The sequence below is a fragment of the Pseudonocardia nigra genome, from assembly GCF_019396355.1.
Classification (GTDB): domain Bacteria; phylum Actinomycetota; class Actinomycetes; order Mycobacteriales; family Pseudonocardiaceae; genus Pseudonocardia; species Pseudonocardia nigra.
On sequence record NZ_JAHKRK010000070.1, the window covers coordinates 1 to 13,637 of the forward strand.

General features: G+C 71.7%; 15 protein-coding genes. All 15 read left to right on the forward strand.

The features are described 5' to 3' along the window. Nucleotides 1-1,722 (forward strand): transcription termination factor Rho (gene rho, locus KME75_RS18715; protein WP_219416138.1); only part of this gene is annotated, 1,722 nt, incomplete at its 5' end. A gap of 40 nt (nt 1,723-1,762) precedes the next feature. Continuing rightward, nucleotides 1,763-2,686, forward strand: coding sequence for a metallophosphoesterase family protein (locus tag KME75_RS18720; protein WP_219416140.1), 924 nt, complete (start codon nt 1,763-1,765; stop codon nt 2,684-2,686). 108 nt (nt 2,687-2,794) lie between these two features. Next, the gene (rpmE, locus tag KME75_RS18725; protein ID WP_219416141.1) at nt 2,795-3,016 is read left to right on the forward strand and encodes a 50S ribosomal protein L31; all 222 of its coding nucleotides are present in this window, start codon (nt 2,795-2,797) and stop codon (nt 3,014-3,016) included. A gap of 88 nt (nt 3,017-3,104) precedes the next feature. Next, nucleotides 3,105-4,184, forward strand: coding sequence for a peptide chain release factor 1 (prfA, locus tag KME75_RS18730; RefSeq protein WP_219416142.1), 1,080 nt, complete (start codon nt 3,105-3,107; stop codon nt 4,182-4,184). A gap of 97 nt (nt 4,185-4,281) precedes the next feature. After that, the gene (prmC, locus tag KME75_RS18735; RefSeq protein WP_219416143.1) at nt 4,282-5,163 is read left to right on the forward strand and encodes a peptide chain release factor N(5)-glutamine methyltransferase; all 882 of its coding nucleotides are present in this window, start codon (nt 4,282-4,284) and stop codon (nt 5,161-5,163) included. Nucleotides 5,164-5,234: 71 nt separating this feature from the next. Continuing rightward, on the forward strand, nt 5,235-5,882 hold the full coding sequence (locus KME75_RS18740) for an L-threonylcarbamoyladenylate synthase (protein WP_219416144.1): 648 nt from the start codon (nt 5,235-5,237) through the stop codon (nt 5,880-5,882). Nucleotides 5,883-6,024: 142 nt separating this feature from the next. Continuing rightward, the gene (glyA, locus tag KME75_RS18745; RefSeq protein ID WP_219416145.1) at nt 6,025-7,314 is read left to right on the forward strand and encodes a serine hydroxymethyltransferase; all 1,290 of its coding nucleotides are present in this window, start codon (nt 6,025-6,027) and stop codon (nt 7,312-7,314) included. A gap of 13 nt (nt 7,315-7,327) precedes the next feature. Then, on the forward strand, nt 7,328-8,485 hold the full coding sequence (locus KME75_RS18750) for a glycosyltransferase family 4 protein (RefSeq protein WP_219416146.1): 1,158 nt from the start codon (nt 7,328-7,330) through the stop codon (nt 8,483-8,485). Beyond that, nucleotides 8,482-8,928 carry a Cg1360 family ATP-synthase-associated protein gene (locus tag KME75_RS18755; protein WP_219416147.1) on the forward strand — a complete coding sequence of 149 codons (447 nt, stop codon included), beginning with the start codon at nt 8,482-8,484 and terminating at the stop codon, nt 8,926-8,928. The genes KME75_RS18750 and KME75_RS18755 overlap by 4 nt, the downstream gene beginning before the upstream one ends. A gap of 204 nt (nt 8,929-9,132) precedes the next feature. Continuing rightward, on the forward strand, nt 9,133-9,351 hold the full coding sequence (locus KME75_RS18760) for an AtpZ/AtpI family protein (RefSeq protein WP_219416148.1): 219 nt from the start codon (nt 9,133-9,135) through the stop codon (nt 9,349-9,351). A gap of 57 nt (nt 9,352-9,408) precedes the next feature. Continuing rightward, nucleotides 9,409-10,188: a F0F1 ATP synthase subunit A gene (gene atpB / locus KME75_RS18765; RefSeq protein WP_219416149.1), complete on the forward strand. Its 780-nt coding sequence runs from the start codon at nt 9,409-9,411 to the stop codon at nt 10,186-10,188. A gap of 67 nt (nt 10,189-10,255) precedes the next feature. Continuing rightward, nucleotides 10,256-10,486, forward strand: a complete 231-nt coding sequence (gene atpE, locus KME75_RS18770) for an ATP synthase F0 subunit C (RefSeq protein ID WP_219416150.1) — start codon at nt 10,256-10,258, stop codon at nt 10,484-10,486. 44 nt (nt 10,487-10,530) lie between these two features. After that, nucleotides 10,531-11,088: a F0F1 ATP synthase subunit B gene (locus tag KME75_RS18775; RefSeq protein WP_219416151.1), complete on the forward strand. Its 558-nt coding sequence runs from the start codon at nt 10,531-10,533 to the stop codon at nt 11,086-11,088. Beyond that, nucleotides 11,088-11,918, forward strand: a complete 831-nt coding sequence (locus KME75_RS18780; protein WP_219416152.1) for a F0F1 ATP synthase subunit delta — start codon at nt 11,088-11,090, stop codon at nt 11,916-11,918. Before KME75_RS18775 ends, KME75_RS18780 begins: the two co-directional genes overlap by 1 nt. Nucleotides 11,919-11,981: 63 nt before the next feature. Further along, complete coding sequence (atpA, locus tag KME75_RS18785) at nt 11,982-13,631, forward strand: F0F1 ATP synthase subunit alpha (protein ID WP_219416153.1); 1,650 nt, start codon at nt 11,982-11,984, stop codon at nt 13,629-13,631. Nucleotides 13,632-13,637 lie beyond the last annotated feature (6 nt).

The following is a 13,637-nucleotide window of genomic DNA, read 5'->3' on the forward strand; positions in this document are numbered from 1 at the left end:
CCCACCACCCGGGCGGCCGACGGCACCGCTCCGGCCGCCGCCGCCGCGCCTGCTGCCGCCCCGGCGACCGAGGGCCCCGCGAGCACGCCCGCCCCGGCGGCCGAGGCGGCCTCCGCGAGCGCGCCCGCCGATGCGCCCACCGCCCCGGCGACCCCGTCCACTCCGGACACCGAGCAGGGCGGCAGGCGGTCCCGCCAGCGGCGTGGCCGCGGCGAGCAGAACGACGGCGCGGGCGAGCCCGGCGCCGGTGAGAGCACGGGCGACGACCGGCAGCGCGGCCGCAACCGCGGCGACGGACGGGACGAGCGCGACAACAACCGGGGCGACGGCCGGTCCGACAACCGGGGCGACGGGGGCCGGGGCGACGGCGGCCGCGGCGGCCGGGACAACCGGCCCGACAACCGGGGTGACAACCGGGGCCCGCGGGACAACCGGCCCGACGACGACGGCGACGACGACGGCGACGGCCGCGGCAGGCGGGGCCGCCGGTTCCGCGACCGCCGCCGGGGCCGCGACCGCGACAGCCGCGACCGCACCAGCGGCAGCGGCGGCCAGGGCAACGTCGACACCGAGGTGCGCGACGGCGACGTGCTGCTGCCGGTGGCCGGCATCGTCGACATCCTCGACAACTACGCGTTCGTCCGCACTACGGGCTACCTGTCCGGTCCGACGGACGTGTACGTGTCGCTGTCGATGGTGCGCAAGTACGGCCTGCGGCGCGGCGACGCGATCACCGGCGCGGTCCGCGAGCCCCGCGAGGGCGAGCAGTCGCGGCAGAAGTTCAACCCGCTGGTGCGCGTCGACTCGATCAACGGGCAGGACCCGGAGAACGCGCGCAACCGCCCGGAGTTCACCAAGCTCACGCCGCTGTACCCGAACGAGCGGCTGCGCCTGGAGACCGAGCCGCAGAAGCTCACCACCCGCGTCATCGACCTGGTGATGCCGGTCGGCAAGGGCCAGCGGGCGCTGATCGTGTCCCCGCCGAAGGCGGGCAAGACCACGATCATGCAGAACATCGCCAACGCGATCACCACGAACAACCCCGAGTGCCACCTCATGGTCGTCCTCGTCGACGAGCGGCCGGAGGAGGTCACCGACATGCAGCGGTCGGTGAAGGGCGAGGTCATCGCCTCCACCTTCGACCGCCCGCCGTCGGACCACACCACCGTGGCGGAGCTGTCCATCGAGCGGGCCAAGCGCCTGGTCGAGATGGGGCACGACGTCGTCGTGCTGCTGGACAACATCACGCGGCTGGGCCGGGCCTACAACCTGGCGGCGCCGGCGTCGGGCCGGATCCTGTCCGGTGGTGTCGACTCCACGGCGCTCTACCCGCCGAAGCGGTTCCTCGGCGCGGCGCGCAACATCGAGGACGGCGGTTCGCTCACGATCTTCGCCACGGCGCTGGTCGAGACCGGGTCCACGATGGACACCGTCATCTTCGAGGAGTTCAAGGGCACCGGCAACGCCGAGCTCAAGCTGGACCGCCGCATCGCCGACAAGCGGGTCTTCCCCGCGATCGACGTCGGTGACTCCAGCACCCGCAAGGACGAGCTGCTCATGTCGCCCGACGAGTACGGCGTCATGGTCAAGCTGCGCAGGGTGCTCGCGGCACTGGACGACCAGCAGGCCATCGACCTGCTGCTCACCCAGCTGCGCAAGACGCGCACCAACATCGAGTTCCTGATGCAGGTGGCCAAGAGCACGCCGGGCAGTGAGGACTGACGCGGCTGCGAGGACGCGGACCGTGCGAGGGCCGGCCCCGATGCGACGTCTCGTCGCGGGGCCGGCCCTCGCCGTTGTGCTGGTCCTCGCCGGGTGCGCCGACGCGGTCCCCGGGTCGGCCACGTCCGCAGGCTCGGGTGGGGAGGGCGCGCTGCTCGTCGCCGCGGGCGACATCGCCTGCGCCCCCGGCGGCGAGCCGACGCCGCAGGACTGCCGGCACGAGGACACGGCCGCGCTCGTCGAGGAGCTGGGCCCGGACGTCGTGCTGGCGCTCGGGGACACGCAGTACGAGGAGGCCGACGCGGAGGAGTACGCGGCGTCCTACGACCGGACCTGGGGCCGTTTCCTCGACATCACCTACGCGGTGGCGGGCAACCACGAGTACCTCAGCGGCGACGCCGACGACTACTTCGCCTACTTCGGGGACCGGGCGGGCAAGCCCGACCAGGGCTGGTACTCGTTCGACGTCGAGGGCTGGCACGTCGTCGTGCTGAACTCCGAGTGCGACGAGGTCGGCGGCTGCGAGGCCGACAGTCCGCAGGGGGAATGGCTCGCCGCCGACCTGGCCGAGAACCCGGCGCGGTGCACGCTCGCGGCCTGGCACAACCCGCGGTTCTCCTCCGGCGCGGAGCACGGCTCCGACGAGGACGTCGCCCCGCTGTGGGAGCTGCTCGACGAGGCCGGGGCCGAGCTCGTGCTCAGCGGGCACGAGCACGTCTACGAGCGGTTCGCCCCGCAGGACGCCGACGGGACGGCCGACGACGCGGGCATGGTGCAGTTCGTCGTCGGGACCGGCGGCGAGGAGCTGCGCGAGCTGGGGGAGACCGCCGACCGCAGCCGGGTGCGGTGGAACTCCTCGTTCGGCGTGCTCGCGCTGACCCTGCGCCCCGACGGCTACGGCTGGCGCTTCCACGGCATCGAGGACGCGCCGGAGGTGGACAGCGGCGAGGCCGCCTGCAGCTGACCCGCCGGGAACATCGCCGTCCGCCGGGTGGTTGAATAGACCGTCACGCCCGGCGCCGGTTCACCCCGTTGCGACGAGGACCCGGCGCCACATCGAGAGGAACCCATCGTGCGCTCAGGCATCCACCCGGACTACGTCGAGACCCAGGTCACCTGCGGCTGCGGCAACCAGTTCACCACCCGCAGCACCAACACCAGCGGCAGGATGACGGTCGAGACCTGCTCCGCCTGCCACCCGTTCTACACGGGCAAGCAGCGGATCCTCGACTCCGGCGGTCGCGTCGCCCGCTTCGAGGCCCGCTACGGCAAGCGCGCCGGCAAGAAGTCCTAGGTGTCCCGACGGCGCCCACCAGCTACTCGGTGGGCGCCGTCCGCATGTCCGGACCAGGCCAGGGCGCCTAGGGGAGGAGGAGGAGGCGATGACGGCACCGTCCGTCGACGCGGTGCTCGCCGAGCACGCCGAGCTCGAGCTGCGGCTCGCCGATCCGGCCGTGCACGCCGACGCCGCCACCGCGCGGAAGCTCGGGCGGCGCTACTCCGAGATCGGCCCGATCGTCGCGGCCGCCCGGGAGCTCGCCGCCACCCGTGAAGACCTGGCTGTCGCCCGGGAGCTCGTGGCCGAGGCCGGTGCCGATCTCGATGGGGCGTTCGCGGAGGAGGCCGCCGCGCTCGCCGCGCGCATTCCCGCGCTGGAGACCCGTCTCGCCGAGCTGCTCGTGCGCCGCGACCCGCACGACGGTCACGACGTGCTGCTCGAGGTCAAGTCCGGGGAGGGCGGCGAGGAGTCGGCCCTGTTCGCCGGTGACCTCGTTCGGATGTACCTGCGCTACGCCGAGCGTCGCGGCTGGAAGACCGAGGTACTCGACGCCGTGCCGTCGGATCTCGGGGGGTACAAGGACATCACGCTGTCGGTGCGCTCCCGCGAGCCCGTCGCCGACGGCGTCTGGTCCGCGCTGAAGTTCGAGGGCGGCGTGCACCGGGTGCAGCGGGTGCCGGTCACCGAGTCGCAGGGACGCATCCACACCTCGGCGGCGGGCGTGCTGGTCTACCCCGACACGGGCGAGACCGCCGGCATCGAGATCGACGAGAACGACCTGCGGATCGACGTGTTCCGCTCCTCCGGCCACGGCGGGCAGAGCGTCAACACCACCGACTCGGCCGTGCGGATCACGCACCTGCCCACGGGCGTCGTCGTCTCGTGCCAGAACGAGAAGTCCCAGCTGCAGAACCGCAACCGTGCGATGGAGGTGCTGCGCTCCCGCCTGCAGGCCCTCGCCGACGAGGCGGCGGCGGCGCAGGCGTCGGACCAGCGCCGGTCGCAGGTGCGCACGGTCGACCGCTCCGAGCGGATCCGCACCTACAACTTCCCCGAGAACCGGATCTCCGACCACCGGGTCGGCTACAAGGCGCACAACCTGTCGGCCGTGCTCGACGGCGACCTCGACGACGTGCTCGGGGCACTGGCCGCCGCGGAACGCGCGGAGGCCGTGGGTCGATGAGCGCCCCGCCGACTTGCAGCAAAGCCACTTTGACGCCACCTCGTTGCGTGAAAGTGGCTTTGCTGCAACGGGGGCTGGGCGTTCCGCGGGGTGCGGCGTGAGCTCCCGGCAGCCCTTGCGGCTGGCCATCCTCGAGGCCGAGCGAGCGCTGGCCGCGGCGGGGATCGCGTCGCCGCGGGTGGACGCCGAGATCCTCGCCGCGCACGTCGTCGGCGTGGAGCGCGGCAAGCTGATGCTGCACCCGCTGGTGGACCCGCCCGTCGTCGAGGCGCTGCGCCGGCTCGTCGTGCGCCGCGCCGCGCGCGAACCGCTGCAGCACCTGCTCGGCGCGGCCGTGCTCGGACCGGTGTCGGTCGCCGTCGGACCCGGCGTGTTCACCCCCCGCCCGGAGACCGAGCTCCTGCTCGACTGGGGCCTCAAGGCGATCGCCGACGTGCCGTCGCCGCTGGTCGTCGACCTGTGCACGGGGACGGGGGCGCTCGCCCTCGCGGTGGCCGCGAGCCGTCCGGACGCCACGGTGCACGCCGTCGAGGCCGACCCCGCCGCGCTCACCTGGGCGCAGCGCAACATCGCGGCGCACGCCGCGGCCGGCCACACGCCCGTCACACTGCACGCGGCCGACGTCCGCTGGCACGACCTGCTCATCGACCTCGAGTCGCACGTCGACCTGGTGCTCTGCAACCCGCCGTACGTCCCGGACGGCACCCCGGTGCCGCCGGAGGTCGCGCACTGGGACCCGCCGGACGCGGTGTTCGGCGGCGCGGACGGCCTGGAGGTCATCCGCGCGGTCATCGCGGCCTCGGCCGGCCTGCTCCGGTACGGGGGCCACCTGGGCATCGAGCACGACGACACGCACGGCGATGCGGTGCCGGCCCTGCTCCGTCGTCGCCAGGTGCTCACCGACGTGCAGGAGCACCTCGATCTGGCGGGCCGCCCCCGGTTCGCCACCGCGCGCCGGCGCACCGCCCCGCCCTCGTAGGCCCCGACGCTGTCCGAGGGATCCACCGCCGTCGCGAAGCAGGCGGAGGCCCGTCAGTAGCATCACAGCCCGTGGCTACCACCTACGACTGCGCCGACCCGGACGCCCGCCTCACCGGGCTCGCGGCGGCGGCCCGGGCCGTGCGGGCGGGACGGCTCGTGGTGCTCCCCACCGACACCGTCTACGGCATCGGCTGCGACGCGTTTTCCGGCGCGGCCGTGCGCAAGCTCCTCGCCGCGAAGAACCGCGGCCCGGACATGCCGGTGCCGGTGCTCGTCGGTTCCTGGTCCACGATCGACGGTCTGGTGCTCGGGGTGCCGAACTCCGCTCGCGAGCTGATCGAGGCGTTCTGGCCGGGCGGGCTGTCGATCGTGCTCCCGCACGCGCCGTCGCTGAACTGGGACCTGGGGTCGACCAAGGGCACCGTGATGCTCCGCATGCCGCTGCACCCGGTGGCGCTGGAGCTGCTGCGCGACGTCGGGCCGATGGCCGTGTCGAGCGCCAACATCTCCGGTTCGCCGCCCGCCGCGAACGCGGGCGAGGCGCAGGAGCAGCTCGGCGACAAGGTGTCGGTCTACCTGGACGGCGGCCCGTCCGGCGAGCCGGTGGCGTCCACCGTGGTGGACCTGACCGGCGACGACCCGCGGATCCTGCGCGAGGGCGCGGTGTCGTTGGCGGAGGTGACCGAGGTGCTCGGCCGCGAGGTCCTCACGGCGTAACCCGTCCACGCACCCCGTTTCGGTCGACGCACCGGTCCGCGGCCGGCGCTCCCGGTCGACGGGGCGCGTGCGCCGCGAAGGGGTGCGTGAGCGCTGGGGGCGCGGCTCTCGTCGCAGGTCCGGGCGGGTACCGTTGGCAAGCGTGACCGAGCAGAGCACCCCGTTCTGGGGCCCGGACTTCGACGCGCTGCAGCACCAGGACCCGGAGATCGCCGGAGTGGTGCTCGACGAGCTGGACCGGCTGCGCGGCGGCCTCCAGCTCATCGCCAGCGAGAACCTCACCAGCCCCGCGGTGCTGGCCGCGCTCGGTTCCACGCTCTCCAACAAGTACGCCGAGGGCTACCCCGGCCGGCGCTACTACGGCGGCTGCCAGGTCGTCGACCGCGCCGAGGAGATCGGCAACGCCCGCACCAAGGAGCTGTTCGGCGCCGAGCACGCCAACCTGCAGCCGCACTCCGGCGCGTCGGCGAACCTCGCGGCCTACGCGGCGTTCACGCAGCCCGGCGACACGGTGCTCGCCATGGACCTCAAGCAGGGTGGGCACCTCACGCACGGCAGCCGGGTCAACTTCTCCGGCAAGTGGTTCAACGCCGTGTCCTACACCGTGCGCGAGGACTCCGAGCTCATCGACTACGACCAGGTTCGCGACCTGGCCCGCGAGCACCGACCCAAGATGATCATTGCCGGTGCCACCGCGTACCCGCGACTGATCGACTTCGCCGCGTTCCGGGAGATCGCCGACGAGGTCGGCGCCAAGCTCATGGTCGACGCCGCCCACTTCATCGGGCTCGTCGCGGGCAAGGCGATCCCCTCGCCGGTGCCCTTCGCCGACGTCGTCACCGCTACCACGCACAAGGTGCTGCGCGGCCCGCGCGGCGGCATGATCCTCTGCCGCGAGGAGCACGCGAAGGTCATCGACAAGGCCGTGTTCCCGTTCTCCCAGGGCGGTCCGCTGATGCACGCGGTGGCCGCCAAGGCCGTCGCGATGAAGGAGGCGGCGCAGCCGGCCTACCAGGCCTACGCCGCCCAGGTGGTGGCCAACGCCCAGGCGCTGGCCAAGAGCCTCGAGGCCCAGGGCATGCGCGCCGTCTCGGGCGGCACCGACACCCACCTCGCGCTGATCGACCTGCGGCCGATCGGCGTCACCGGCGACCAGGCGGAGGCCCGCTGCGACGCCGCGCGGATCACGCTGAACAAGAACGCCGTCCCCTACGACCCGGCCCCGCCGATGAAGCCGTCCGGCATCCGGGTGGGCTCGCCGAGCGTCACCACGCAGGGCATGGTCGAGTCGGACATGGCCGAGATCGGTTCGCTGCTGGCCCGCGCCGTCAAGGCCGAGCACGGCACCCCGGCGGGCGACGGCGAGCTGGCTGCCGTCGCCGAGGCGGTGTCGGCGCTCGTCGCTCGCACCCCCGCCTACCCGCGCCCCTGATCGCGGCCTCGCCGTGGGCACGACGCTCGTCCTCCCGATCCGGGAGTTCCTGCTCGCGGGACTGACGTCGGCGGTGATCACGTTCCTGCTGGTCGGGCCGGTGCGCGCGCTTGCGCTGCGCCTCGGCGCCGTGGCCTGGCCCCGCAACCGGGACGTCCACGTCACCCCGACGCCGCGCTGGGGCGGCCTCGCGATGCTCGGCGGGGTGCTGGCCGGCGTCGGGATGGCCTACCAGCTCCCCGCGTTGCGGCTGGCGTTCGACTACTACCCGACCGAGGTGTTCGGCATCGTCGGGGCGGCGGTGCTGCTCTCGGCGGTCGGCGCGCTCGACGACCGCTACGAGCTCGACGCGCTCACCAAGCTCGCCGGGCAGGTCACGGCGGCGGGCATCCTCGTGCTGTGCGGCGTGGTGTGGCTGGTGTTCTGGGTGCCGTGGGGCGGCGGCGGCACCGGGGTCTCCTGGTCGCTGATCATCCTCGGGCAGGAGCAGGGCGTGCTGCTCACCGTGCTCATCACGGTGGCGATGGTGAACGCGATGAACTTCGTCGACGGCCTCGACGGGCTCGCCGCGGGCATCGGCATGATCGCCGCGATGGCCACCGGACTGTTCGCGATCGGGCTGGTGCTGCGCCCCGACGTGGGCAACGACCCGTCCGTGTACTCGCCTGCGCTGATCGCGGCGGTGCTGGCCGGCGCGTGCCTGGGCTTCCTGCCGCACAACTTCAACCCCGCGCGGATCTTCATGGGCGACTCCGGCTCGATGCTCATCGGGCTGCTCCTCGCCGCCATCACGACGTCGGAGTCCGCGAAGATCGTCAACACCGGGGCCGACGGCACGGACGCGCTGGCCCTGCTCGCGCCGCTCATCGTGCTCGCCGCGGTGCTGTTCGTGCCACTGCTGGACCTGCTGATGGCGGTGGTCCGGCGCACCCGCAAGGGGATGAGCCCGTTCGCGCCCGACAAGATGCACCTGCACCACCGGCTGCTGGAGATCGGCCACAGCCAGCGGCGCGCCGTGCTGCTGATCTACCTGTGGGCCGGGGTGCTGGCGTTCGGCGCGGTGGCGCTGGCGCTGATCGACGATCCGATCGTGGTGTTGTGGACGGTGGGGATCGGCCTGGTCGTGGCCGTGCTCGCCACCGCCGTACCGAGAGCAGCGAGGACGAGATGACCGAACCCCGGAACACCGAACCGCAGAAGGACGCGCCGCACGTCGCATCTGTGCTGAAGCTGGCGGCGGCGATGCAGCGCACCGCGCTCGTCCTGTCGGTCGTCGTCGCGGTCGTCGCGGTCGTCGTGGCGTTCGTGCTGCGGGACGTCCCGGGGCTCATCGGCGCGGTGGTCGGTGCGGTCATCGCCGGCGGGCTCGGCTACCTCGGCACCTTCGTGATGGCGAAGACGGCCCGTGCCACCCCGGCCGGTGTCATGATCGGAGCGATGGCGTCCTTCGCCGGGAAGTTCCTGTTCCTGCTGGTGTTCCTGCTCGTGTTCCGGGGCACCACGCTGTTCGACAACCAGGCGTTCGCGTTCACGATGCTCGGCGTGACCGTCGCGTACATCGCCGGCGAAGTGATCGGCTTCGTGCGTACCCGCATCCCGGTGGTCGATCTCTGAGTACGCCCCCGAACGGGTGAAGAATCGCGGAGCGTGACGGCGATCTCGTTGCGATCCCGCTCACGGTCCGCCGGCCTTCTACAGGTGATAGAGCCAGGTGGGCGGCGCTTCCGACCGCCGGACGGCCGCCACGCGCCGCGAGGCGCGTCCGTCGAGGTCGTCCCAGGTAAAGAGCCGCTAACGTGCCTGATATGGTCCTCCTCGATGGAGCCGGACCAGTCGCGCGGGGGCGGCACTGAGCCGCCACCCCCGGCCGAGGCCTGGACCGCTCTGTCCTACCTGCTGTCCGGTTTCCTCCTGTTCGGGGGAATCGGGTGGGGGTTGGACGTACTGCTGGGCACCGGGGTGTTCACGCCGATCGGCTTGCTGTTCGGCGGGGCGGCCTCGTTGTACTTGATCTACATCAGGTACGTTAAGTCCTGATCGTCACGATTCCGTTGGGCTGGTTCACCCGGTCGGCGGAACCGGAAGGAGCATTGGGTGACCACTCCGGCCACCGCCCCCAACCCCGGCTTCAACGCGCCGGGCGTCGAGGACTTCCAGCTGCCGCCGATCTTCGGCGAGGTCACGAAGCCGGTACTGCTGTTCGTGCTCTCCGCGATCATCGTGTACGCCTTCTTCGCCTACACGGTGCGCCGTCCGGCGCTGGTTCCGAGCAAGGGGCAGTTCCTCGGCGAGTCGTTCCACGGGATCGTGCGGAACACCATCGCCCGCGACAACATCGGGCCGGAGTTCCTCAAGTACGTCCCGTTCCTCACCACGCTGTTCGCCTTCATCCTGGTGAACAACCTGTTCGGGATCGTCCCGGTCGTCCAGTTCCCGTCGTTCTCGCATCCCGGCGTGGCGTACGCCCTCGCGGCGATGGTGTGGCTGACCTACAACATCATCGGCATCCGCCGCCACGGGTTCGTCGGCTACCTGCGGGTGGCCACCTGGCCGCCGGGTGTGCCGTGGTGGGTGCGGATCGTGCTCACCCCGATCGAGTTCCTCTCGAACATCCTGCTGCGGCCGGTCACGCTGTCGCTGCGACTCTTCGGCAACATGTTCGCCGGCCACCTGCTGCTGCTGGTGTTCATCCTCGGCGGCGAGTACATGCTGCTGCACTCCGAGTCGATCCTGCTCGGGATCCTCTCCCCGTTCGCCTTCGCGCTCGGGATCGTGTTCACGTTCTTCGAGGCGTTCGTGCAGGTCGTGCAGGCCTACATCTTCACGATCCTCACCGCCTCGTACATCGGCAGCGTGCTCGCCGACGACCACTAGGCGGATCCGCCCCCTCGAACTGACGGGTCCGCGCGACGAACCGCGGACCGGATGAAAGGAAAGTGGAATGACTCTCGCTCAAACCGCCATCGACATCAGCGGCAGCCTGAACGTCATCGGCTACGGCCTGTCGGCCATCGGCCCGGGTATCGGCGTGGGCATCGTCTTCGCCGCGTTCATCAACGGCGTCGCGCGCCAGCCGGAGGCCCGCGGCCAGCTGCAGGGCATCGCGTTCATCGGGTTCGCGCTGTCCGAGGCCCTGGCCATCCTGGGCCTGGTCATGGCGTTCGCGCTCTGATCAGCACCGCTTCCGGAAACGCCGGGTAGGCGGAGGAGACACCCATGACCACCCTTCTCGCGGCCGAGGAGCTCAACCCCCTCGTCCCGCACCCCGTCGAGATGATCGTCGGGACCATCGCCTTCCTTCTGCTGCTCCTTCTGCTGTGGCGCACGGTCTTCCCGCAGTTCGAGAAGGTCTACGCCGAGCGCAAGGACAAGATCGAGGGCGGTCTGCAGCGGGCCGAGCAGGCCCAGGAGCAGGCGAACGCCCTCAAGGCGCAGTACGAGGAGCAGCTCGCCGGCCTGCGCGCCGAGGCTGCCCGCATCCGCGACGACGCGCGCGCCGAGGGTCAGCAGATCAAGGCGGAGCTGCGGGCCCAGGCCGAGGAGGAGGCCGCGCGCATCCGTGCCCGCGGCGAGGAGCAGCTGGCCGCACAGCGCGAGCAGGCCGTGCGCCAGCTCCGCGCCGAGATCGGCGGGTTGTCGGTGCAGCTGGCCGAGCGCATCATCGGTGACTCGCTCGCCGACGACGCGCGCCGGTCGTCCACCGTGGACTCCTTCCTCGCGGAGCTCGACGGGATGGCGCCGCGGGAGACCGCCCCGGCAGGCGGAGCGAGCTGATGGCAGTCGTCCTGCAGGCGGCCAGCCGGGAGTCGCTCGCCGCGGCGAACGCCCGGCTGGACGCCTACGTCGACAGTGCCTCGGCGGCCGATCTCCAGCGGCTCGGCGCGGAGCTGTTCGCCGTGACGCGCCTGCTGGTCGCCCAGCGCGCGCTGCGGCGGCTGCTGGCCGACCCGTCGTCGCCGGAGGCGGCGCGCACCGGACTCGCGCAGCGCCTGCTGGGCCAGCAGGTCGCGCAGCCGACGCTCGACATCGTGAACGTCCTGGTCGCGTCGCGCTGGTCGCAGCCGGCCGACCTGGTGGCCGCGTCCGAGGCGCTCGCCCGCCAGGCCACGCTCGCCGTTGCCGAGAAGGACCAGAGCCTCGACGGCGTCGAGGACGAGCTGTTCCGCTTCGGTCGCATCCTCGACCGCGAGCCCCAGCTGAACGGCCTGCTCGCCGACACCACCGCTCCCGAGGAGCGCCGGGTCGGCCTGCTGGACCAGGTGCTCGGCGGCAAGGTCTCCCCGGTCACCGCGACGCTGCTGCGCCAGTCCGTCCGGCTGGCCCGCAGCCGGCACCTCGACCTCGTGTCCGAGGAGCTGGCCGAGCTGGCCGCCGCCCGGCGCGACCGGTCCGTCGCCCGCATCACCGCACCCGTCGCGCTCACGCCGGAGCAGGAGCAGAAGCTCAGCGACTCGCTGGCGCGGCTCTACGGGCGGCCGATCTCCCTGCAGGTCGAGCTCGACCCGAGCCTGCTGGGCGGGCTGGTCGTCCAGGTCGGCGGCGAGGTCATCGACGGTAGCGTGGCGGGCAAGCTGGCCGCGGCGCGCCGCACCCTGCCGACCTGATCCGGGCCGACCTGATCTCCGGCAACGAGACGTATCCGAGAACAGAAGGAACAAACGACAGCCATGACAGAGCTGACGATCTCCTCCGAGGAGATCCGGAGTGCGATCTCCAGCTACGTCTCGTCGCTGGAGACGGAGACCTCCCGTGAAGAGGTGGGCACCGTCACCGACACCGGCGACGGCATCGCCCACGTCGAGGGCCTGCCCTCGGCGATGACCAACGAGCTCCTCGAGTTCCCCGGTGGCGTGCTGGGTGTCGCCCTGAACCTCGACGCCCACGAGATCGGCACGGTCATCCTCGGCGAGTACTCGCACATCGAGGAGGGCCAGCAGGTCAAGCGCACCGGGAACATCCTCTCGGTGCCGGTGGGCGACAACTTCCTCGGCCGGGTCATCAACCCGCTGGGCTCCCCGATCGACGGCCTGGGCGAGATCGAGGCCGAGACGAACCGCGTGCTCGAGCTGCAGGCCGCCTCCGTGATGGAGCGCCAGAGCGTCAACGAGCCGCTGCAGACCGGCATCAAGGCCATCGACGCGATGACCCCGATCGGCCGCGGCCAGCGTCAGCTGATTATCGGTGACCGCAAGACCGGCAAGACCGCCGTCTGCGTCGACACGATCATCAACCAGAAGCAGAACTGGGAGTCCGGCGACCCGAAGCAGCAGGTGCGCTGCATCTACGTCGCAATCGGTCAGAAGGGCTCCACGATCGCGGGCATCCGGCAGTCGCTGGAGGACGCGGGCGCGCTGGAGTACACCACCATCGTCGCTGCCCCGGCCTCCGACCCGGCAGGCTTCAAGTGGCTCGCCCCCTACACCGGCTCGGCCATCGGCCAGCACTGGATGTACCAGGGCAAGCACGTTCTGATCGTCTTCGACGACCTGTCCAAGCAGGCCGAGGCGTACCGCGCGATCTCCCTGCTGCTGCGCCGCCCGCCGGGCCGCGAGGCCTACCCCGGTGACGTCTTCTACTTGCACTCGCGTCTCCTCGAGCGCTGCGCGAAGCTGTCGGACGAGCTGGGCGCCGGCTCGATGACCGGCTTCCCGATCATCGAGACCAAGGCCAACGACGTGTCGGCCTACATCCCGACCAATGTCATCTCGATCACCGACGGTCAGGTCTTCCTGGAGTCCGACCTGTTCAACCAGGGCGTCCGCCCGGCGATCAACGTCGGTATCTCGGTGTCCCGGGTGGGTGGGTCGGCGCAAGTCAAGGCGATGCGCACGGTGTCGGGGTCGCTGCGCCTGGACCTGTCGCAGTACCGCGAGCTGGAGGCGTTCGCCGCGTTCGGCTCCGACCTGGACGCCGCGTCGGCGGCCGCGCTCGGCCGCGGAGCCCGCCTCGTCGAGCTGCTCAAGCAGGCGCAGTACCAACCGCAGCCGGTGCAGGAGCAGGTCGTCTCGATCTTCCTCGGCACCCGCGGGCACCTCGACTCGGTGCCGGTGCCCGACATCCGCCGGTTCGAGTCGGAGTTCCTCGACCACGTGCGGCGCAACCACGAGGGCATCTTCGGGGAGATCCGCGACACCGGGAAGCTCTCGGACGAGAACGCCGACCGGATCGCCACGGTCGTGAAGGACTTCAAGAAGGACTTCACCGCGTCCGACGGCTCCTCGGTGGTGCCGAAGGAGGCCCAGGCCGACGCCCTGGACGAGGGTGAGGTCGACCGCGAGTCGGTCAAGGTCAACAAGCCGGCTCCGGCCGCAGGCTGATCGGAC